The organism is Mycolicibacterium diernhoferi, from assembly GCF_019456655.1.
In the GTDB taxonomy this organism is placed as follows: domain Bacteria; phylum Actinomycetota; class Actinomycetes; order Mycobacteriales; family Mycobacteriaceae; genus Mycobacterium; species Mycobacterium diernhoferi.
Genome location: NZ_CP080332.1, coordinates 5,861,295 through 5,879,541, shown reverse-complemented (window position 1 = coordinate 5,879,541; position 18,247 = coordinate 5,861,295). Strand labels below are relative to the sequence as shown.

Here is an 18,247-nt window from a genome sequence, read left to right as displayed (position 1 = left end):
TACTCGCCGGTAATATTGCCAGAATCGGAAATCTCAAACCAGGTCTACACCTGCGGCAACGCGACGGGATCAGCTGCGGACCCTCCGTCGCGGTGCTGGCCGCCGCGATGCTGCGTCCGGACTACGGCACCGCTCTGCGCGAGGCCGGTGCGGCGAGCTGGTTCGACGCCGAACAACTGCGGGTGCATCGGTCCGCCAACATGGTGTGGCCGCGCCGGCTGGGGATGACGCCGGCCGGGCTGGCCGGCGTGATCAACGAGCACAGCCTCGTCGGTTACCGCTGGCGGCTGTGCCGAGGCCTGCTCGGCGGCCGCACCGAGCCACTGAGCGACGTCATGGTCGCGCTGCGATCGGGGTTGCCGGTGCCGATGCTGGTCGGCGGCGTCATCCCGCGGCACTGGGTGTTGTTCGTCGGTGTCGGCGCCGGCGAGCGCGAATTACGTTGTTACGAGCCGACATCGGGAGCAATCCGGTCGGTGGATGTCGAGGCGGTGCGCGGTGCGCGGCTGACCGGACTGGGCTACCGGAGGCCTTTCGCGTTCGTCGTGCCGGGTCGGCCGGGGCCGGGGACGCATTGCGCCTGATAGCGCGTCAAACTATAGTCTGGACACATGTCCAGCATGCTTGCGCCGCAGTTCAGCGGATTGAGCTGACGTGCGTATAGCCCTTCTCTCGTACCGAAGCAAAACTCATTGCGGTGGTCAGGGTGTGTATGTACGGCATCTTTCCCGGGGTCTGGCCGAACTCGGCCACGACGTCGAGGTGTTCTCCGGCCAGCCCTATCCCGAAGGCCTGGACCCGCGGGTGCGGCTCACCAAGGTGCCCAGCCTCGACCTTTATCGCGAGCCCGATCCGTTCCGCGTCCCGCATCCGCGCGAGATCCGGGACCGCATCGACCTGCTCGAACTGGCGACCATGTGGTCGGCCGGTTTCCCCGAACCCAAGACGTTCTGTCTGCGGGTCGCGCGCATCATGGCCGAGCGCGGCGACGAGTTCGACGTGGTGCACGACAACCAGAGCCTGGGGTCGGCCCTGTTGACGATCGCCGAGCGCGGGATGCCGCTGGTCGCCACCGTGCACCACCCGATCACCCGGGACCGCGTTCTCGAGGTGGCCGCCGCCAAGTGGTGGCGCAAGCCGCTGGTCCGCCGGTGGTACGCCTTCGCCGAGACACAGAAGAAGGTGGCCCGTGCCATCCCGGAGCTGCTGACCGTCTCGTCGACCTCGGCCGCCGACATCGCCGCGGACTTCGGGGTCAGCGACGCCCAGCTGCACGTGGTGCCCCTCGGTGTCGACACCGAGCTGTTCCAGCCGTCCGATGCGCGGGTGCCCGGCCGGATCATCGCGATCGCCAGTGCCGATGTGCCGCTCAAGGGCGTCGGCAATCTGCTGCGGGCGGTGGCGCGGTTGCGCACGCACCACAACCTGGATCTGCAGCTGGTGTCCAAGCTCGAGCCCAACGGCCCGACCGAGAAGCTGATCGCCGAGCTGGGCATCTCCGATATCGTCAACGTCTCCAGCGGGTTGACCGACGAGGCGCTGGCCGAGCTGCTGGCGTCCGCTGAGATAGCCTGTATCCCTTCGCTTTACGAAGGATTCTCGCTGCCCGCCGTGGAGGCGATGGCCAGCGGCACGCCGATCGTGGCGAGCCGGGCCGGGGCGCTGCCCGAGGTGCTGAGCGAGGAATGCGCACGCCTGGTCCGGCCCGCCGATGTCGACGAGCTGACCGATGTGCTCGGCGAACTGCTGGACTCGCCGGCCGAACGGCACCGCCTCGGCGCGGCCGGCCGGCGCCGGGCCCTGGACGTATTCAGCTGGGAGTCCGTGGCGGCACAGACCGTGGCCGTCTACGAGCGGGCAATCGACCGAACCCGAAAGGACACGCAGCGTGCTGACCGTTGACTTCGACCGGCTCGGCGTAGGGCCGGGGACATCGGTCATCGATGTGGGCTGTGGCGCGGGGCGCCACTCCTTCGAGGCCTACCGCCGCGGCGCCGACGTCATCGCCTTCGACCAGAGCGTCGAGGACCTCAATGACGTGGACGCCATCCTGACGGCCATGAAGGAGCAGGGCGAGGCGCCGGCGTCGGCCCGCGCGGAGGCGGTCAAGGGGGACGCCCTGGCGTTGCCCTATGCCGATGGCACGTTCGACTGCGTCATCGCCTCGGAGATCCTGGAGCACGTCCCGGAGGACGACAAGGCGATCTCGGAGCTGGTCCGGGTCCTCAAACCTGGTGGTGCGCTTGCCATCACCGTCCCGCGCTGGCTGCCCGAGAAGGTGTGCTGGCTGCTGTCGGACGAGTACCACGCCAACGAGGGCGGGCACATCCGCATCTACCGCGCCGACGAACTGCGCGACAAGGTCGTGGGACGGGGTATGCGGTTCGCCCACAGCGAGCATGCGCATTCGCTGCACGCACCGTTTTGGTGGCTCAAATGTGCTGTCGGCGTGGACAAGCCAGACAATCCGGCGGTGACGGCCTATCACAAACTGTTGGTGTGGGACATGATGAGCCGGCCCTGGCTGACTCGTACGGCGGAAGCGGCGCTGAACCCGTTGATCGGTAAGAGTGTCGCTCTGTACTTCCAAAAACCGGCAGACTGACATGGCGGATCTCGAGATCCCCGGGGTTCCCGGTGTTCTGACGCCCGAGCAGTGCCGTCAGACCGCGGTGTCCATCGCCGAGACCCAGGAGAGCTCGGGCGCGATCCCGTGGTCGGTGGGTGGGCACACGGACCCGTGGGATCACGTCGAGAACGCCATGGCGCTGACGGTGGCCGGTCTGTTGGAGCCGGCCCGGGCCGCCTTCGACTGGTGCCGCACGGCGCAGCGCCCGGATGGTTCGTGGCCGATCCAGCTGCGCAACGGTGTGGTCGAGGATGCCAACAGCGACACCAACTTCTGTGCCTACATCGCGACCGGCGTCTGGCATCACGTGCTGATCACCGGGGACCGCGGTTTCGCCGAGACGATGTGGCCGGTGGTCGCCAAGGCCATCGACTTCGTGCTGACCCTGCAACTTCCCGGGGGTGAGATCTGCTGGGCCAGAAGCGATGCCGGACCCCTGGAAGAGGCATTGCTGACCGGTTGCGCGAGCATCTACCACAGCATCCGGTGCGCGCTGGCGCTGGCGAACTACCTCGACGATCCGCAGCCGGAGTGGGAGGTGGCCGTCGGAGCGCTCGGGCACGCCATCGCCGAGCATCCGGAGCTGTTCAACGCCAAGGACACTCATGCCATGGAGTGGTACTACCCGGTGCTCACCGGTGCGGTCCGCGGTGAGGCCGCCGAGTCCAGGATCAACCGGCGCTGGGACGATTTCGTGGTCGACGGACTGGGCATCCGGTGCGTGGACCACCGGCCCTGGGTGACCGGTGCGGAGACCTGTGAGCTGGTGATGGCGCTCGACGCGATCGGTGACCGCAAGCGCGCACTGGAACAGTTCGCGGCCATGCAGCATCTGCGCGAGACGGACGGGTCGTACTGGACCGGACTGGTGTTCTCCGACGGCAAGCGCTGGCCGGTGGAGCGCACCACCTGGACCGGTGCGGCGATGATCCTGGCCGCCGACGCCCTGACCTCGACCAGTGCCGCCGCCGGCATCTTCCGGGCCACGGATCTGCCGCGCGGGCTGGAAGGCGAATTCGACTGCGCCTGCGCGACCTCGGGCCGTTAGCCCACCCGCTCCAGCAGCCGCAGCGAGCCGGTCGCGGAGATCTCGGTGAAGTCGCCGGAATCGATTGCGCGACGGTAGATGTGGAACGGTGCCTGGCCGCCGTCATTCGGATCGGGGAACACATCGTGGATCACCAGTGCGCCGCCGAGTGCCACCCACTTGGCCCAGCCGTCGTAATCGCGCTGAGCCGCCTCCTCGGTGTGACCGCCGTCGATGAACAGGAACTGCACCGGGGTGGCCCAGACCCGGGCGACGGTGGGGGACTTGCCGACGATCGCCACCACGTGGTCTTCCAGGCCGGCCAGGTCCAGCGTGTGCCGCATGGTCGGCAGCGTGTCGAAGCGCTTGGTGACCGGGTCGACCAGCGAGGTGTCGTGATACTCCCACCCGGGCTGGTGCTCCTCGGAACCGTGGTGATGGTCGACGGTGAAGATGACGCCGCCGACCTGCGCGGCCGCCGCGCCCAGCAACACCGTGGACTTACCGCAGTAGGTGCCGATTTCGACACCGACACCACCGGGCAGGTAGCGCACGGCGGCGTCATAGAGCGCGCGGCCCTCGTCGGCGGGCAAGAAGCCGATGACCTGCTCGGCGAACTCGAACAAGCGGGCGGCCTCGGCGGGCAGGGCGGTGTCGGCGTTGCTCATGGCTGACAAACCTACCGTTGCTGGTGATCGGGGGGTGCAGTAGTGTCTGGACACGTGTCCGATACGGCCCTGGAGTCGACGCGCCGCAGGTTGAGCGCCAAGCAGGCCGATACCGTCGACCGGCTCGGCAAGGCGGCGCTGGAACTGTTGGGCCGGGAGGGTTTTGCGGCGCTCACGGTGCGCCGGGTGGCCGCGCAGGCCGGTGTCGGAGCCGCCACCGCGTACACCTATTTCTCCTCCAAGGAACATCTGGTCGCCGAGGTGTTCTGGCGCCGGCTGGCCGAGTCCCCGCTGGCCGCCCACGAATCCGATGATCCCGCGACGCGGGTGCTCGAGGTGCTCGAACAGATCGCGCTGCTGGTGGCCGGGGAACCCGAGTTCGCCGGGGCGGTCACCAACGCGCTGCTGGGTAAGGATCCCGACGTCGATGTCCTGCGCGGGCGCATCGGCGCGGACATCCGGGCCCGGCTGGTCGCGGCGCTCGGGCCGGCGGTGGATCCGGATGTGATCGAGGCGCTCGAACTGCTCTACACGGGCACCCTGGTGTGGGCCGGGATGGGGTACGAGGCGTACCCGGAGATCGCGCTGCGCCTGGTGAAATCGGCGCGCCTGATCCTGAACTAGGGCCGTTCGGCGCCGAGCAGCGCCTCGGACGCGGTCACCGCCGGTTCCAGGATCGACTCGGCCGGGCGGCTGTCCTCCACCGTCAGCGCCGTCAACTCGCGCAGCCCGCCGAGCAGGATGACCGCGAGTTCGCGGCGCACCGGGGAGATATCGCCGCGGCGGAAGCCGGGACTGTCGGACAGCGCGACGAGCAGGTCGGTGAGACCGCTCATCGCGGACCGCTGGATGTCACGCACCGGGGCGCCGAGCGCGGGCAGTTCGCGGATCCAGCTGAGGGTGATCTCCGGTCGCGCGCTGATGTGCTCGATGTAGGCCATGACGGCCTGCCGGATCTGCGCCCGCCAGTCCGCGTCCGGGTCCACCGCCGTGCCGATCGCGGCCAGCAGCTGCTCATGATCGGCCCGCAGCAGCTCGATGAAGCACTGCTCCTTGTCCGGGAAGTGGCTGTAGAACGTGCGTTTCGAGGTGTGGGCGTGGCGGACGATATCGGCGACCGTGGTGGTGCGGTAGCCACGTTCGGCGATCGAGGCGGCCAGGCCGTCGAGCAGTCTGCTGCGAAAGGACCGTTCGTCGTCCATCGCTGTTCCCCCCTCCGGCCGATTGTATTGGTGCAGTTTCTATTGCCTAGCCCGGTACCGCGGAGTACCGTAACGCAAACCCCTGCGGTACAGCGCAGTACCAACCCGGTCTGGAGAGCGTTCCATGAACGAAGTCACCATCGCCGAACGTCCCGAGAGCCCTGCCGGGCTGTTGCCGCCCGGGCCGACCCGCAGCGGTGCCCTGCAAGCAGTCGGATTCGTGCTGGCCCGCCGACGCGTGGTCGGGCGGCTGACCCGTAAGTACGGTGAGGCCTTCACGCTGAAACTGCCGGTCTTCGGCCCGACGGTGGTCGTCACGGATCCGCAATTGGCCAAACAACTGTTCGCGGCCAATACCGACGACGTCGGCAACATCCAGCCCAACCTGTCCCGGATCCTGGGTCCCGGATCGGTATTCGCCCTCGACCGGGCCGACCACAAGCGCCGGCGCCGGCTGCTGACACCGCCGTTCCACGGCAAGAGCATCAGGAACTACGAGAAGATCTTCGAAGAGGAGACGCTGCGGGAATCGGTGAATTGGCCGCTCGGGCAGGAGTTCCCGATGCTGGAGCCGATGATGCGGATCACCCTGAACGCGATCCTGCGGGCGGTCTTCGGGGCCGACGGGGCGCACCTGGACGAGTTGCGCGAGATCATCCCGCCCTGGGTGACGCTGGGCTCGCGGTGCGCGACATTGCCCACCCCGAAGCGCGACTACGGACGTTGGCACCCGTGGGGCCGGTTGGCCGAATACCGGCGCCGCTACGACAGCGTCGTCGGCCGGCTGATCGAGGATGTCGCCGCCGATCCGCACCTCGCCGACCGCGACGACATCCTGGCGCTGCTGCTGCGCAGCACCTACGAGGACGGCACCGCGATGTCGCACACCGACATCGCCGATGAACTGCTGACCCTGTTGGCCGCCGGGCACGAGACCACGGCATCCACTCTGGCCTGGGTGTTCGAGCGGATCAGCCGCCATCCCGAGGTGCTGGCCGAGTTGGTCGCCGAGGCCGACGGAGACGGGGCGAGCGAAGCGACGGGGAATGTCCAGGCGAACGAGTACCGGCAAGCCGTCATCCTGGAGACCCAGCGGGCTCGCACCGTCATCGACTTCGCCGGCAGGCATGTCTACGCGCCGACCTTCGAGCTCGGAAAATGGATTGTGCCCCAGGGGTATTCGATCATCGTCAGCCTGTCGCAGCTGCACGTACTGGAGTTCGACGATCCGCAGCGGTTCGATCCGGACCGGTTCGTCGGCAACCGGCCACCGCTGGCCTGGGTGCCCTATGGCGGCGGCACCCGCCGCTGCGTGGGTGCGGTGTTCGCCAACGTCGAGATGGATGTCGTCCTGCGTACGGTGTTGCGGCACTTCACCATCGCCACCACCTCCGCGCCCGGGGAGAAGGTGCACTCGCGTGGAGTGGCCTTCACCCCCAAACGCGGGGGGCGGGTGGTGCTGGCTCGTCGGAACTAAACCTCGGCCCGCTTGGGCAGCTTCCAGTCCGGGCGGGGGAAGTGGCAGGTGTATCCGGTCGGGTAGCGCACCAGGTAGTCCTGGTGCTCGGGCTCGGCCTCCCAGAAGTCGGCCTCCGGTACGACCTCGGTGACCACCTTGCCCGGCCACAACCCGGATGCGTCGACATCGGCGATGGTGTCCAGGGCGACGGCCTTCTGGTCCTCGTCGACATAGAAGATCGCCGACCGGTAACTGGAGCCGATGTCGTTGCCCTGCCGGTCCTTGGTCGTCGGGTCGTGGATCTGGAAGAAGAACTCCAGCAACGACCGGTAACTGGTCTGGGCGGGATCGAAGATGATCTCGATGGCCTCGGCGTGGCCGGGGTGGTTGCGGTAGGTCGCGTGCGCGTTCTGCCCGCCGGTGTAACCCACCCGGGTCGAGACGACACCGGGCTGCTTGCGGATCAGGTCCTGCATGCCCCAGAAGCAGCCGCCGGCCAGGATCGCCTTCTGGTTGTCAGTCATGCGCGTCAACTCCTTCAGCTGTCGTCCAAGTCCGGTACCCATTGTGCTCCGCCGTTACGGTGGTACCCATGCGTAGAGCTGTAACCACAGCACACGCCGGCTTAATCCTGGTCGGCTGCCTGCTGGCAGCCGGGCCGCCGTCGGCCTGGGCAGACCCGGTCGCCGAGCCCCCGGAGGTGCAGGCCGAGCCCTGGCGCACGGTGTTCGTCGACAATCCGATGATTCTCAACCCGCACCAGACCGATGTCGAATCGTGGAGTCGCACCGAGGACGGGCTGGCGGTCAACTTCACGGCCGGGCCCGCGGACTGCTTCGGCGTGCATGTCATCGTGACCGAGACCGCCGAGGAGGTCTTGCTGGATCTCCACGGTGGCGTGCCGCCGGAAGCGATCGGACGGATGTGCATCGCGCTGGCGGTGCCGGGGACCGTGGCGGTGACCCTGCACGAGCCCCTCGGTGAGCGGCGGGTCGTGGACGCCGGTTTCACCCTCGACAAACCTAGCTAGAACGTGTTCTATTTTGTGGCGTGACGCTGTTCACCCGAGTTGAGCTGACAGATGCCTTTGCGACGTTCGAGCAGACGGTCGCCGAGGCCGCCCGCACCCGGAACTGGGACCCGTGGGTCGACCAGTACACCGTCGACGTCGACTATGTGGAGCACGCCGCAGGCACCATGCGCGGCCGCGAGCAGGTCCGGCCGTGGATCTGGAAGACCATGGAGAGCTTCCCCGGAAACCACATGACATCGTTTCCGGCGCTGTGGTCGGTCATCGACGAGTCGACCTCCCGGGTGATCTGCGAGCTGGACAACCCGATGCGCGATCCGGGTGACGGCACGGTTATCAGCGCCACCAACCTGTCGATCCTGACCTACGCCGGCGACGGGCTGTGGAGCCGCCAGGAGGACGTCTACAACCCGTTGCGGTTCCTGTCCGCGGCGAAGAAATGGTGCAAGAAGGCGCAGGAGCTGGGCACGCTGACCGACGAGGCTGCGGCCTGGATGCAGCAGATGGGCGTCCGATGACCGATCCCTCTCCCGCCGCTGCGCTCGCCCCCGTCCTGGTCATCGGCGCCAACGGCTACCTCGGCTCGCACGTGGTGCGCCGGCTCGTCGAAGATGGGCGCGAGGTCCGGGTGATGGTGCGCGAGGGCGCCAACACCGTCGGCATCGACGATCTGGACGTGCAGCGGTACCTCGGCGACATCTGGGACGAGGACGTGCTGACCGCGGCCATGACCGGCGTCGAGGTCATCTACTACTGCGTCGTGGACACCCGGGGCTGGTTGCGGGATCCGTCCCCGCTGTTCCGCACCAATGTGGACGGCACCCGCCACGTGCTGGACATCGCGTCCCGGCCCGAGATCGCCGCGGGTCTGCGCAAGTTCGTGTTCACCAGCAGCTACGCGACGGTCGGCCGGCAGCGTGGGAAGGTCGCCACCGAGGCGGACATCGCCGACGAGCGTGGGTTGACGCCGTACGTGCGGTCCCGGGTGCAGGCCGAGAAGCTGGTGCTGCAGTACGCCAGCGAGCGCGGGCTGCCCGCGGTGGCGATGTGCGTATCGACCACCTATGGCGGCACCGACTGGGGTCGCACCCCGCACGGCGCGATCATCGCCGGCGCCGCCTTCGGGAAGCTGCCGTTCGTGATGAGCGGTATCGAACTGGAGGCCGTCGGCGTGAACGACGCCGCCCGCGCGCTGATCCTGGCCGCGGAGAAGGGCCGCGTGGGTGAGCGCTATCTGATCTCGGAGAAGATGATCAGCAATGCCGAGGTGGCGCGGATCGCGGCCGAGGAGGCCGGTGTGCCCCCGCCGGCGCGGTCCATCCCGCTGCCGCTGACCTATCTGCTGGCCACCATCGGCACCATCAAGGGCCGGCTGCGCCGCACCGATGAGCGGCTGTCGCTGGCCTCGCTGCGATTGATGCGGGCCGAGGCGCCCGTCGACTGCAGCAAGGCGGTCCGTGAACTCGGTTGGCAGCCAACGCCGGTGGAGGATTCCATTCGTGAGGCCGCCCGGTTCTGGATGGGCCTGCGCGACGCCAGGCGGGCGCAGAAGAGCAGCTGAACTCCCGGACCGAGCGGTCTAGCCTGGAGGAATGGCCGACAGGCTCAAGGTCGATCTGTCCGGGGCGCCGCAGACCATGCTGGCGACCTTCTACGCCAAGGTGCTCGACGCCGGTCTGCCCCGACCCATCCTGGGTGACCAGCTGGCCCGGCAGATCGCCGAGCGGATCGACTATGACTGGAGCGCCACGTCGATCACCGCGGCGAGATCGCCCGCGGTGACCACCCGCAGCGCGCACTTCGACCGGTGGACCGCCCAGTTTCTCGCGGTACACCCCGAGGCCGTCGTGCTGCATCTCGGATGCGGGCTCGATGGACGGTTCTTCCGGCTGCGGCCGGGGCCGGGGGTGCAGTGGTACGACATCGACTATCCCGAGGTCGCGCAACTGCGGAAGCGGCTCTATCCGTCGGCCGAGCGCTGCCACGTGCTCGCCGCCTCGGTGACCGATGCGGACTGGCTGCGCGACATTCCCGCCGACCGCCCGACGCTGATGCTCGGTGAGGGGCTGACGATGTACCTCACCGAACGGGACGGGCTGGAGCTGCTGCGTCGGGTGGTGGACGGATTCCCGTCCGGTGAACTGCAATTCGATGCGTTCAACACGCTGGGTATCAAGTCGCAGTGGACCAATACCGTGGTGCGCCGGTCCGGAGCCAGGCTGCACTGGGCGATCAACGGCCCCGACGACATCCGCACGGCGGTGCCCGGCACCCGGCTGTTGGCCTGGGTGTCGCCGTTCGACACCCCGGAATTCGGCCGGGTGGGGCCGGCATACCGGTTGCTGGCGAAGGTCATGTCGTCGGTGCCCGCGCTGCGGTATATGGCGCAGTACCACCGCTATGCGTTCTGACATGGGTTGTCCTCGCCGGGTGGGTCGAGGAATTCTTCGGGGTGGAAGTGGTGGTTGAGGGTGTCGCCGCCGGTGTCCATCAGTGGGGGTGGGTGCCAGTGGGTGCGCCCGGTGTCGTGGTCGATGCTGGTGGTCCAGCCCATTTCGGCGAGCCGGTTGTCGGGGCCGCAGCCCAGGGCGAGGGTGGGGGCGTCGGTGAGTCCGCCGTTGTTCCAGCTGGGTTCGGCGTGGTGGGCCTGGCAATGACACGCCGCTTGGGTGCAGCCGGGCCGGGTGCAACCCCGGTCGCGGTGGTAGAGCAGTAGGCGTTGGGCCTTGCTGGCCAGGCGTTTGGTGCGCCCGAGATAGAGCGGTTCGGCGGTGTGTTTTCGGTACACCACCAGGTAGTGATACGCCTGTTCGGCCAGGCGGATCAGATCCGGCATGGGCATCAGCGTGCCGGTCCCGGTGACCGCGATCCCGGCGCCGGCTTCGAGTTCGGCCAGGGTGGTGGAGACCACGATAGTGACCGGGATCCCGTTGTGCTGGCCGAGGCTCTTGGCCATCAGGGCATCACGCAGGATCGCCTTGAAGGCATCGTGCAAACGTTGGGCCCCGGTGCGGGTATCGCCGGCGGCCAGGTCGGCCAGGGCACCGAAGTCAGCTGGGTGGTTGGGATCGGGATCTTCTGCTGTGTCAGCGTCGGCGAAGGGATCTTCACTGGCTGGGTCCGCGAGTCCCTCATCGGCGGCGTCGTCTTCACTGTCGGCGCCCGCGGGTTCTTCACTTACCGGGTCGCACGCCGGCCCGGGTTCGTCTTCGAGCGGGTTCGGGTCCGGATTCAGCTTGGGCTCAGCATCATCGGGGTTGTTGACCCCGGGCCGCCCCCACACCTCTTGCACGGTGCCCAGATACGCGGCCAACTCGGCATCCACCCAACCGGTGATCCGCACCAGCCCGTCGGCATCCTGCGCACCCAGGGTGATGCCCCGCTTATGCCGCGCCACATCGGGGCCATGGCCGTCCTGGTTGAGTTTGTAGAGCACCCGTTCGGCGGCCTTTTCCAGGGTTTCCGGGGTCGTGGTCTTGGCCGCGGCGACCAGCGACACCTCCAACTCCGCCAACTCGGTACCGGCCATCCGGCCGCACGCGGTCTTCAACGTCGCCCGGACCACCTTGATGTGCCCCGCACAGATCGCTCCGTCGGCCAACGCGGCGGCACACGCCGCCAGCACCGGATCCAGCACCTCCCCGCCGATCGCGTGGCGCGGGCCAAGCACTTCGGCACCCGACACCCGGCGGGCGGCCTCGGCACGACTGATCCGCATCCGAGTGGCCAACACATCCACCCAGGACTTCCCGCCGATCTCATGCGCGCTGGCCCGGTCCATCAGCGCGGCCTGGATGCGGTGCCCAATCATCGCGTCCGCGCGCGCGTACCGCTCGCGCTCGGATTGGATGGCCAATAACTCCGCGGTGTCGAACACGGTGAAGTCGGCATCCAGCAAGGCTTTGGTGGACGCGGCGTGATCGGAGAGTGCATGCTGCACCGTCTCCCGACTGGCCACCGCGTCCGACTTCATGGTTCGAACATACGTGCGACCACCGACAAATCCGGACAGAATGTGACACCAGGGGCAGAATGGGTCAAAGAAACTTCTGAGACCAGATTGTCGCTCGGAAGCCGATGTCGCGGTGGTCATCTCGAGGGATCTCTCAGGGGCCGAGCGGCTCGCGAACCCCAAGTACGGGCTGCCGCGGACCGCCCTGGTTGAAGTCCGGGCACCACGGCGAGTGGCCGTGCTCGTCCCGCCAGGCGACCTGCAGGCCACGGATGGGCCCGCCGTGAAACGCGACGGCCCAACCCATGTGCGCATCGGGTGCGGTCACCGCGACGAACTCGACAGCGGGGTCACTCGGGAACGTCATGGTGTCACCGGGTGCCGGTTCGGTCTTTCGCACCATGTAATCAGCCACCACGTTCAGCAATCGCATGGACTGCCCCGGCGGGAGTGCGGTGACCAGTAGCTCCGGCAGGCCGGCATCGCTCAGCCCTATCGTGTACGCGAACGGTGGCTCCGTCTCGACATACTGCACCGCCCAACCGTTCTTGGCGACAGTGCCGTGCAGCACGTCGAGGTAGTCCTGCCGGGTGGCCCCCGGGTGATCGCATTGCCAGCACATGGTGTGCCCCTTTCATCGGTACGTGGGGTCAACCATCCGCCGCACCGCCGACAACCCGGCCTGACAGAATTGCCGGGTGTCCACCATCAACGGTCAGGTCTCGCACTGGTTCGACAAACTGCCGGAGCTGCGTCCGAAGCTGCCCGGTGATCGTGACGCCGACGTCTGCATCGTGGGCGCCGGCTATACCGGATTGTGGACGGCGTACTACCTCAAGCGAGCCGACCCGTCGCTGCGGATCACCATCTTGGAAGCCCGCTTCGCCGGATTCGGCGCCTCCGGCCGCAACGGCGGCTGGCTGTCGGGTCTGGTTCCCGGGGACCGCCACCGGATGGCGAAAACCCATGGCCGCGAGAAGGTTCTGGCGTGGCAGCGAGCGCTCAACGAATCCGTGGACGAGGTCATGGAGGTGTCCGCCCGAGAGGGTATCGACGCCGGCGCGGTCAAGGGTGGAACGTTGGAAATCGCCCGTAACCCCGCGCAGGCCGCGCGCCTGGCCGCCACCGTCGCCGAGGAGCGGCGTTGGGGCAACGAGGTCACCGAACTCACGAAACACGAAGCTGCGCAACGTATCCAGTTCGACGGGGTGGTGTCGGCCTATCACACTCCGCACTGTGCCCGGATTCAGCCGGCCGCACTGGCATGCGGCCTGGCCGATGCTGTCGAGCGGCTCGGCGTCACCATCCACGAGCAGTCGGCGGTCATCGAGATCCAGCCGGGCAAGGCGGTCACCCGGTCGGGCACGCTGCGGGCGCCGATCGTGCTGCGCGCAACCGAGGGCTTCACGCCCGCACTGCCCGGTCTGCATCGACGCTGGCTGCCGATGAACAGCTCGATGATCGCCACCGAGCCGATACCCGCCGAGATCTGGGACCGAATCGGTTGGCAGGGACGCGAAACCGTCGGCGACACCGCACACGGGTTCTTCTACGCCCAGCGCACCGTCGATGACCGGATCGCCATCGGCGGCCGCAGCGTGCCCTACCGATTCGGCTCCCGCACCGACCGCGACGGGCAGGTGCCCGCCCGCACCATCGGACTGCTCACCGACGTCCTGCACACGATCCTGCCGCAGGTCCGCGACATCCCGATCGCGCACGGCTGGTGCGGGGTGCTGGCGGTGCCGCGGGACTGGGAGGCCGGGGTCGCGCTGGACCGCACCACCGGCCTGGGCTGGGCCGGCGGCTACGTCGGGCACGGGGTCACCGCGGCGAACCTGGCCGGCCGCACCCTCGCCGATCTGGTGCTGGCCCGGGACACCCCGATCACCGACCTGCCGTGGGTCGGGCATCAGTCGCGCGACTGGGAACCCGAACCGCTGCGCTGGCTAGGAGTGCGCAGTCTCTACCTCGCCTACAAGCTGGCCGACCGGCACGAGACGGGCGGACGGCGCAGCACCTCCCCGATCGCCCGGGTCGCCGACATCGTCACCCGCAAACCGCATTAGCCTCGCTCGGCGCGCTCCTTGAGGCGCTGCAACGTCAGCCGGATGTGCTCGGCGTTGGCGCCGTCGCGGTCGCTGATCCCGGTGGCCAGGCCGGCGACCTTCTTGAACCAGCCCGGCCGGCGGTCCCAGGTGGACTCGGTGACCGTGCAGCCGCCGTCGGTCGCGGCGATGTCGTAACGCCAGTGCGCGATCGGCAGCACGGCCGCCTTCACATCGAAGGCGAATCGCTGGGCCGGCAGCGCGTGGGTGACGGTGCAGGTGGTGGCCCAGGACTTCGAGCCGTTGCGGTTCTCACCCTTGAACACCGCTCCGGGGGTCGCGGCCGAACCCTTCTTCCAGTGCATGGCGTATGCCTCCTCGGCCAGCGAGGCCAACGTCGGCAGGTCGGTGATCAGCGCATACACCGTCTGAGGGTCGGCGGCGATCGTCACAGAATCGGACACGGGTTCGGTCATGCGCTGATCGTAACGATCCGCCGTGGCGGGAATCACTGTCAGCCGGCCGGTGTTGTGCGCTGCATGAGCGAGCGTCCCGTCCTGCAGCCGACCGCCGAGCATCCGATCACCGTGACGCCGACCGGCCGGCACGTCACCGTCAGCGTCGACGGCACCGTGGTGGCCGAGACGGACCGCGCCGTGACGTTGCAGGAGGCCAGCTACCCGGCCGTGCAGTACATCCCGCTGGCCGATGTGCAGCCTGCGGCACTGGTCCGCAGCGAGACGACCAGCTACTGCCCGTACAAGGGTGAGGCGAGTTACTACCACGCCGCCGGTGTGCAGGACGCCGTGTGGGCCTACGAGCAGCCCTACCCGGCGGTGGCCGAGATCGCCGGGACGGTGGCCTTCTACCCGGACAAGGCACAGATCACGCTGTCCTAGATTGGTGAGGTGCCGACCGCGACCGTGACCTTCGACGGACCCGTGAGTCCGGCCCTGACGCTGGCACCGCTGCGCCGGGGCAGCGGCGATCCGTGCTTCCGGGTGATCGGCGCGGACACCTGGCGGACATCGTTGACCCGCACCGGCGCGGTGACCGGGCGGATCCGTAAGACGGCCGTCGACACCGTGGAATGTGAGGCATGGGGTCCCGGGGCCGCCGAGTTCCTGGATGGGCTGGGCGCCCTGCTCGGCACCGAAGACGACAGGACCGGCTTCGATCCGGTGGAACCGACGGTCGCCGCGGCCCACCGGCGGGTGCCGCACCTGCGGCTGGGCCGGACCGGACGGGTCCTGGAGGCCCTGATCCCCGCGATCCTGGAGCAGCGGGTGTACGGCAAGGATGCCTTCCGTGCGTGGCGGCTGCTGACCACCAAGTTCGGCGCCCCGGCACCCGGTCCGGCCCCGTCGGGCATGCGGGTGCCGCCGGCGGCCGACGTGTGGCGGCGCATTCCGTCCTGGGAATTCCAGCTGGCCAACGTCGACCCGGGCCGGGCCCGCACCGTGGTGGGCTGCGCCCAGCGAGCCGACGCGTTGGAGCGGCTGGATCGCGAGAAGGCGGCGGCCGGTCTGACCTCGTTGCCCGGGGTCGGGGTGTGGACAGCCGCCGAGACGATGCAGCGCGCCTTCGGTGATCCCGATGCGCTGTCGGTCGGCGACTACCACCTGGCCAAGCTTGTCGGGCTGTGCCTGTTGGGCAGGCCCATCGACGACGCGGAGATGGTGACCCTGCTCGAACCGATACGGCCGCACCGGCATCGGGCGGTGCGGTTGTTGGAAGCCAGTGGGCTGGCGGTTCGGCAGCGTCGCGGCCCCCGGGCGCCGATCCCCGACCTGCGCGCGCTGTGATTATGGACCCGTCTTCGGGGGTATGCCTGGCTGGGAGACACGACCTACCCCCGATTCGAAGGAGTCATGATGACTGCGTTCACCATCCCCGGGTTGTCCGACAAGGAAGGTGCCGAAGTCGCCGAGTTGCTGCAGAAACAGCTCAGCACCTACAACGATCTTCATCTGACCCTCAAGCACGTGCACTGGAACGTGGTGGGCCCGAACTTCATCGGTGTTCACGAGATGATCGATCCCCAGGTGGAACTGGTTCGCGGATACGCCGACGAGGTAGCCGAACGGATTGCGACGCTGGGCGGTTCGCCCAAGGGCACGCCCGGCGCGATCATCAAGGACCGCACCTGGGATGACTACTCGGTCGGCCGTGACAACGTCCAGGCGCACTTGGCGGCGGTGGATCTGGTGTACACCGGCATCATCGAGGACACCCGCAAGGTGATCCAGCGGCTCGATGACATCGACCTGGTCTCCCAGGACATGCTGATCGGCCACTCCGCCGAACTGGAGAAGTTCCAGTGGTTCGTGCGCGCGCATCTGGAGAGCTCGGGCGGGGAACTGGCGCACGCCGGCCAGGACACCGAGAAGGGTGCCGCGAGCAGCGCGCGCCAGTAACCGCTAGTTGTCGAGAGTGTCCTCGCGAACCGGACGGTCCGCGAGTTCCTCTGCGACACCGAACAACAGCGGGTACGCGACACCGGCGATGGCGGCACCGACCAGCGGGGCGACCCAGAACAGCCACAGCTGGCCCGGTGCGCCGTCGCCGTTGAAGAAGGCGACGCCGGTGGACCGGGCGGGGTTGACCGAGGTATTCGAGATCGGGATCGAGATCAGGTGGATCAGGGTCAAGGTCAACCCGATGGACAAGCCCGCGAAGCCCTTCGGTGCCCGGTTATCGGTGGAGCCCAGGATCACCAGCAGGAAGATGCAGGTCAGCACGACCTCGGTGATGAGGACCGAGACCATCGAGTAACCGCCGGGGGAGTGGTCGCCGAATCCGTTGGCGGCCATGTTGCCGGTGGCCGTCCACCCTTCCTTACCTCCGGCGATGACGTAAATCACTGCGCCGGCCGCGAATCCGCCGATCACCTGGGTGATCCAGTAGGGCACCACGGCCGCCCATTCGACCCGTTTGGCCAACGCCGCGCCGAGGGTGACCGCGGGATTGAAATGGCCCCCGGAAATGGTGCCGAAGGCATACACGCCGGTGAGCACGGTCAGGCCGAAAGCGAGTGCGACACCGAGAAACCCGATGCCGAGCGAAATGCCGTCATCGGCCAGGAACTTGGCCGCGAACACGGCGCTGCCGCAGCCGCCGAGAACGAGCCAGAACGTGCCGATGAACTCGGCCGCCAGTCTGTGAGACATCGTGGGGGTGGTCATTGTTCGAGTGGACATTGCCCCTGCCCTTCGCTGTAAATGAACCTACGGGGCGAGAATTCCACGGATTTCACGGACGAGGGTGACTATCGTCAAATAACTGTCTGGCAGCGATGTTTGCTGGTCATTCTCAGCGGTAGGCGGTGAGTCGGGCGGTCAGGGCCGGCTTGCCGTCGTCGCCGATACCGTGGGCCTCGGCGACACCGCTGCTGCGGCCGGCGTGCAGCGCGGTGGCGGTGTAATGGGACCGGCCGCCGCCGACGAGTCGGCGCAGGTAGTTGATCCGCAGCGACGCGGTCACCAGCGGCGTTTCCGTCCGGCCGGCATTCAGCGCCGCGGACGCCACCAGCTCCAGACCCGCCGCCGCCACGCCACCGTGGACCGCGCCCAGGCTGTTGTTCACCGCCGAGTTCTCCAGCTGACGCAGCACCGGCCCGGCCCCGGCGGTCTCGGCCACCTCGACGGCGAGCAGCCCGGCCAGGCTGTCGGGCAGCGGCTCCGCGGGCTCGGTCGAGTGCTCGAACGCGCCCGGGGTGTGCACGGCCGCGGTGATGTAGAAGGTGCGCACCGTCGCGAGACCGATCTCCACACCGTGGTGGGACAGCGTGCACTCCGACAGTGACGTGCGGCCCGCGCCGCCCACCGGCCGGCTGACGGCGAGCACCGGCTCCGCAGGCTCCTGGGCGACGGTGAACTGGGCATCCGGGGTGAATTCCAGCGCCAGTTCACTGGATACCGTCCAGTGGTTGTCGGGCCGTCGGGCGTGATTGGCGAAGCCGGCGATGTGGTCCACGAGCACCGCCAGCGACGCCAGCGAGGGCGAACCTGTGAACGGATTCAGCATGCCGTCGACCGGCATGCTGGCGGCGAACGTCGTGGGGCCGGTTTCGACGTTGACGATTCCGAAGCGGCCGGGTGGGGTGGTCTGCGGATATGTCATCGAGGACCAGCTTCGCGCCGCCCCGTCGGGGGCTTACCCCGCAGGGGTATGCAATCGCGGATCCACGTCAGATCTCTAAGAATCCGACCAGTCTTTCAGCTAACAACGGA

22 protein-coding genes are annotated in these 18,247 nt (G+C 68.1%); 14 read left to right on the top strand and 8 right to left on the bottom strand.

Going from position 1 to position 18,247, the window contains the following annotated elements; genetic code table 11:
• Nucleotides 1–92: 92 nt before the first annotated feature.
• From K0O62_RS27995 to mmpH, 4 genes are all read left to right on the top strand, one after another.
• Nucleotides 93–584, top strand: a complete 492-nt coding sequence (locus K0O62_RS27995) for a hypothetical protein (RefSeq protein WP_234800308.1) — start codon at nt 93–95, stop codon at nt 582–584.
• Nucleotides 585–654: 70 nt separating this feature from the next.
• The gene (gene manT, locus K0O62_RS27990) at nt 655–1,902 is read left to right on the top strand and encodes an MMP alpha-(1->4)-mannosyltransferase (protein WP_073859552.1); all 1,248 of its coding nucleotides are present in this window, start codon (nt 655–657) and stop codon (nt 1,900–1,902) included.
• Entirely contained in the window at nt 1,889–2,605 is a 717-nt protein-coding gene (locus tag K0O62_RS27985) for a class I SAM-dependent methyltransferase (protein ID WP_073859574.1), read from the top strand. The genes manT and K0O62_RS27985 overlap by 14 nt, the downstream gene beginning before the upstream one ends.
• Nucleotide 2,606: 1 nt before the next feature.
• Nucleotides 2,607–3,677 carry an MMP endo-(1,4)-3-O-methyl-alpha-D-mannosidase gene (gene mmpH / locus K0O62_RS27980; RefSeq protein WP_073859553.1) on the top strand — a complete coding sequence of 357 codons (1,071 nt, stop codon included), beginning with the start codon at nt 2,607–2,609 and terminating at the stop codon, nt 3,675–3,677.
• Here mmpH and K0O62_RS27975 read toward each other — a convergent pair.
• Nucleotides 3,674–4,324 carry a class I SAM-dependent methyltransferase gene (locus K0O62_RS27975; RefSeq protein WP_220045483.1) on the bottom strand — a complete coding sequence of 217 codons (651 nt, stop codon included), beginning with the start codon at nt 4,322–4,324 and terminating at the stop codon, nt 3,674–3,676. The genes mmpH and K0O62_RS27975 overlap by 4 nt on opposite strands.
• Before the next feature lie 54 nt (nt 4,325–4,378).
• Here K0O62_RS27975 and K0O62_RS27970 point away from each other — a divergent pair, with 54 nt between their 5' ends.
• Nucleotides 4,379–4,948: a TetR/AcrR family transcriptional regulator gene (locus tag K0O62_RS27970; protein WP_073859555.1), complete on the top strand. Its 570-nt coding sequence runs from the start codon at nt 4,379–4,381 to the stop codon at nt 4,946–4,948.
• Here the strand turns inward: K0O62_RS27970 and K0O62_RS27965 are convergent.
• Complete coding sequence (locus K0O62_RS27965) at nt 4,945–5,526, bottom strand: TetR/AcrR family transcriptional regulator (protein WP_073859556.1); 582 nt, start codon at nt 5,524–5,526, stop codon at nt 4,945–4,947. The two genes, K0O62_RS27970 and K0O62_RS27965, sit on opposite strands and share 4 nt — an antisense overlap.
• 124 nt (nt 5,527–5,650) lie before the next feature.
• Here K0O62_RS27965 and K0O62_RS27960 point away from each other — a divergent pair, with 124 nt between their 5' ends.
• Nucleotides 5,651–7,003, top strand: a complete 1,353-nt coding sequence (locus K0O62_RS27960) for a cytochrome P450 (RefSeq protein ID WP_073859557.1) — start codon at nt 5,651–5,653, stop codon at nt 7,001–7,003.
• Here K0O62_RS27960 and msrA read toward each other — a convergent pair.
• Complete coding sequence (gene msrA, locus K0O62_RS27955; RefSeq protein ID WP_073859558.1) at nt 7,000–7,509, bottom strand: peptide-methionine (S)-S-oxide reductase MsrA; 510 nt, start codon at nt 7,507–7,509, stop codon at nt 7,000–7,002. The genes K0O62_RS27960 and msrA overlap by 4 nt on opposite strands.
• A 68-nt stretch (nt 7,510–7,577) precedes the next feature.
• Between msrA and K0O62_RS27950 the strand changes: the two genes are divergently transcribed.
• The 4 genes from K0O62_RS27950 to K0O62_RS27935 are packed head-to-tail and all read left to right on the top strand — an operon-like array spanning nt 7,578 to nt 10,426.
• Nucleotides 7,578–8,015, top strand: coding sequence for a hypothetical protein (locus tag K0O62_RS27950; RefSeq protein WP_073859559.1), 438 nt, complete (start codon nt 7,578–7,580; stop codon nt 8,013–8,015).
• 20 nt (nt 8,016–8,035) lie between these two features.
• Nucleotides 8,036–8,533, top strand: coding sequence for a nuclear transport factor 2-like protein (locus K0O62_RS27945; protein WP_073859560.1), 498 nt, complete (start codon nt 8,036–8,038; stop codon nt 8,531–8,533).
• Nucleotides 8,530–9,576 carry an NAD-dependent epimerase/dehydratase family protein gene (locus K0O62_RS27940; protein ID WP_073859561.1) on the top strand — a complete coding sequence of 349 codons (1,047 nt, stop codon included), beginning with the start codon at nt 8,530–8,532 and terminating at the stop codon, nt 9,574–9,576. The genes K0O62_RS27945 and K0O62_RS27940 overlap by 4 nt, the downstream gene beginning before the upstream one ends.
• 31 nt (nt 9,577–9,607) lie before the next feature.
• Nucleotides 9,608–10,426: a class I SAM-dependent methyltransferase gene (locus tag K0O62_RS27935; RefSeq protein ID WP_073859562.1), complete on the top strand. Its 819-nt coding sequence runs from the start codon at nt 9,608–9,610 to the stop codon at nt 10,424–10,426.
• Here the strand turns inward: K0O62_RS27935 and K0O62_RS27930 are convergent.
• Both K0O62_RS27930 and K0O62_RS27925 read right to left on the bottom strand, forming a co-directional pair.
• Nucleotides 10,414–11,988: an HNH endonuclease signature motif containing protein gene (locus K0O62_RS27930; protein ID WP_220045482.1), complete on the bottom strand. Its 1,575-nt coding sequence runs from the start codon at nt 11,986–11,988 to the stop codon at nt 10,414–10,416. The genes K0O62_RS27935 and K0O62_RS27930 overlap by 13 nt on opposite strands.
• A gap of 133 nt (nt 11,989–12,121) precedes the next feature.
• Nucleotides 12,122–12,589 carry a DUF4262 domain-containing protein gene (locus K0O62_RS27925; RefSeq protein ID WP_073857360.1) on the bottom strand — a complete coding sequence of 156 codons (468 nt, stop codon included), beginning with the start codon at nt 12,587–12,589 and terminating at the stop codon, nt 12,122–12,124.
• Nucleotides 12,590–12,665: 76 nt separating this feature from the next.
• Here K0O62_RS27925 and K0O62_RS27920 point away from each other — a divergent pair, with 76 nt between their 5' ends.
• On the top strand, nt 12,666–14,036 hold the full coding sequence (locus K0O62_RS27920) for an NAD(P)/FAD-dependent oxidoreductase (RefSeq protein ID WP_073857359.1): 1,371 nt from the start codon (nt 12,666–12,668) through the stop codon (nt 14,034–14,036).
• Here the strand turns inward: K0O62_RS27920 and K0O62_RS27915 are convergent.
• Nucleotides 14,033–14,491, bottom strand: coding sequence for an SRPBCC family protein (locus K0O62_RS27915; protein WP_073857358.1), 459 nt, complete (start codon nt 14,489–14,491; stop codon nt 14,033–14,035). The genes K0O62_RS27920 and K0O62_RS27915 overlap by 4 nt on opposite strands.
• A gap of 63 nt (nt 14,492–14,554) precedes the next feature.
• Here K0O62_RS27915 and K0O62_RS27910 point away from each other — a divergent pair, with 63 nt between their 5' ends.
• The 3 genes from K0O62_RS27910 (at nt 14,555) to K0O62_RS27900 (ending at nt 16,432) form a co-directional block, all read left to right on the top strand.
• Complete coding sequence (locus tag K0O62_RS27910) at nt 14,555–14,914, top strand: DUF427 domain-containing protein (RefSeq protein WP_073857357.1); 360 nt, start codon at nt 14,555–14,557, stop codon at nt 14,912–14,914.
• Between the two features lie 9 nt (nt 14,915–14,923).
• The gene (locus K0O62_RS27905; RefSeq protein WP_073857356.1) at nt 14,924–15,820 is read left to right on the top strand and encodes a DNA-3-methyladenine glycosylase family protein; all 897 of its coding nucleotides are present in this window, start codon (nt 14,924–14,926) and stop codon (nt 15,818–15,820) included.
• Nucleotides 15,821–15,889: 69 nt separating this feature from the next.
• Nucleotides 15,890–16,432 (top strand): Dps family protein, encoded by a 543-nt coding sequence (locus K0O62_RS27900; RefSeq protein WP_073857388.1) that lies wholly within the window; start codon nt 15,890–15,892, stop codon nt 16,430–16,432.
• 3 nt (nt 16,433–16,435) lie between these two features.
• Here the strand turns inward: K0O62_RS27900 and aqpZ are convergent, their stop codons facing one another.
• Both aqpZ and K0O62_RS27890 read right to left on the bottom strand, forming a co-directional pair.
• Nucleotides 16,436–17,200 carry an aquaporin Z gene (gene aqpZ / locus K0O62_RS27895; protein ID WP_073857355.1) on the bottom strand — a complete coding sequence of 255 codons (765 nt, stop codon included), beginning with the start codon at nt 17,198–17,200 and terminating at the stop codon, nt 16,436–16,438.
• A 127-nt stretch (nt 17,201–17,327) separates the two neighbouring features.
• Nucleotides 17,328–18,137 carry a PaaI family thioesterase gene (locus tag K0O62_RS27890; RefSeq protein WP_073857354.1) on the bottom strand — a complete coding sequence of 270 codons (810 nt, stop codon included), beginning with the start codon at nt 18,135–18,137 and terminating at the stop codon, nt 17,328–17,330.
• Nucleotides 18,138–18,247: the final 110 nt, after the last annotated feature.

Excerpts from the sequence above, each read along its gene's own strand:
- K0O62_RS27930 (WP_220045482.1), bottom strand. The coding sequence starts at position 11,988 with ATGAAGTCGGACGCGGTGGCCAGTCGGGAGACGGTGCAGCATGCACTC.
- msrA (WP_073859558.1), bottom strand. The coding sequence starts at position 7,509 with ATGACTGACAACCAGAAGGCGATCCTGGCCGGCGGCTGCTTCTGGGGC.
- aqpZ (WP_073857355.1), bottom strand. The coding sequence starts at position 17,200 with ATGACCACCCCCACGATGTCTCACAGACTGGCGGCCGAGTTCATCGGC.
- K0O62_RS27935 (WP_073859562.1), top strand. The coding sequence starts at position 9,608 with ATGGCCGACAGGCTCAAGGTCGATCTGTCCGGGGCGCCGCAGACCATG.
- mmpH (WP_073859553.1), top strand. The coding sequence starts at position 2,607 with ATGGCGGATCTCGAGATCCCCGGGGTTCCCGGTGTTCTGACGCCCGAG.
- K0O62_RS27960 (WP_073859557.1), top strand. The coding sequence starts at position 5,651 with ATGAACGAAGTCACCATCGCCGAACGTCCCGAGAGCCCTGCCGGGCTG.
- K0O62_RS27915 (WP_073857358.1), bottom strand. The coding sequence starts at position 14,491 with ATGACCGAACCCGTGTCCGATTCTGTGACGATCGCCGCCGACCCTCAG.
- K0O62_RS27975 (WP_220045483.1), bottom strand. The coding sequence starts at position 4,324 with ATGAGCAACGCCGACACCGCCCTGCCCGCCGAGGCCGCCCGCTTGTTC.
- K0O62_RS27940 (WP_073859561.1), top strand. The coding sequence starts at position 8,530 with ATGACCGATCCCTCTCCCGCCGCTGCGCTCGCCCCCGTCCTGGTCATC.
- K0O62_RS27890 (WP_073857354.1), bottom strand. The coding sequence starts at position 18,137 with ATGACATATCCGCAGACCACCCCACCCGGCCGCTTCGGAATCGTCAAC.
- K0O62_RS27965 (WP_073859556.1), bottom strand. The coding sequence starts at position 5,526 with ATGGACGACGAACGGTCCTTTCGCAGCAGACTGCTCGACGGCCTGGCC.
- K0O62_RS27900 (WP_073857388.1), top strand. The coding sequence starts at position 15,890 with ATGACTGCGTTCACCATCCCCGGGTTGTCCGACAAGGAAGGTGCCGAA.
- K0O62_RS27950 (WP_073859559.1), top strand. The coding sequence starts at position 7,578 with ATGCGTAGAGCTGTAACCACAGCACACGCCGGCTTAATCCTGGTCGGC.
- K0O62_RS27910 (WP_073857357.1), top strand. The coding sequence starts at position 14,555 with ATGAGCGAGCGTCCCGTCCTGCAGCCGACCGCCGAGCATCCGATCACC.
- K0O62_RS27925 (WP_073857360.1), bottom strand. The coding sequence starts at position 12,589 with ATGTGCTGGCAATGCGATCACCCGGGGGCCACCCGGCAGGACTACCTC.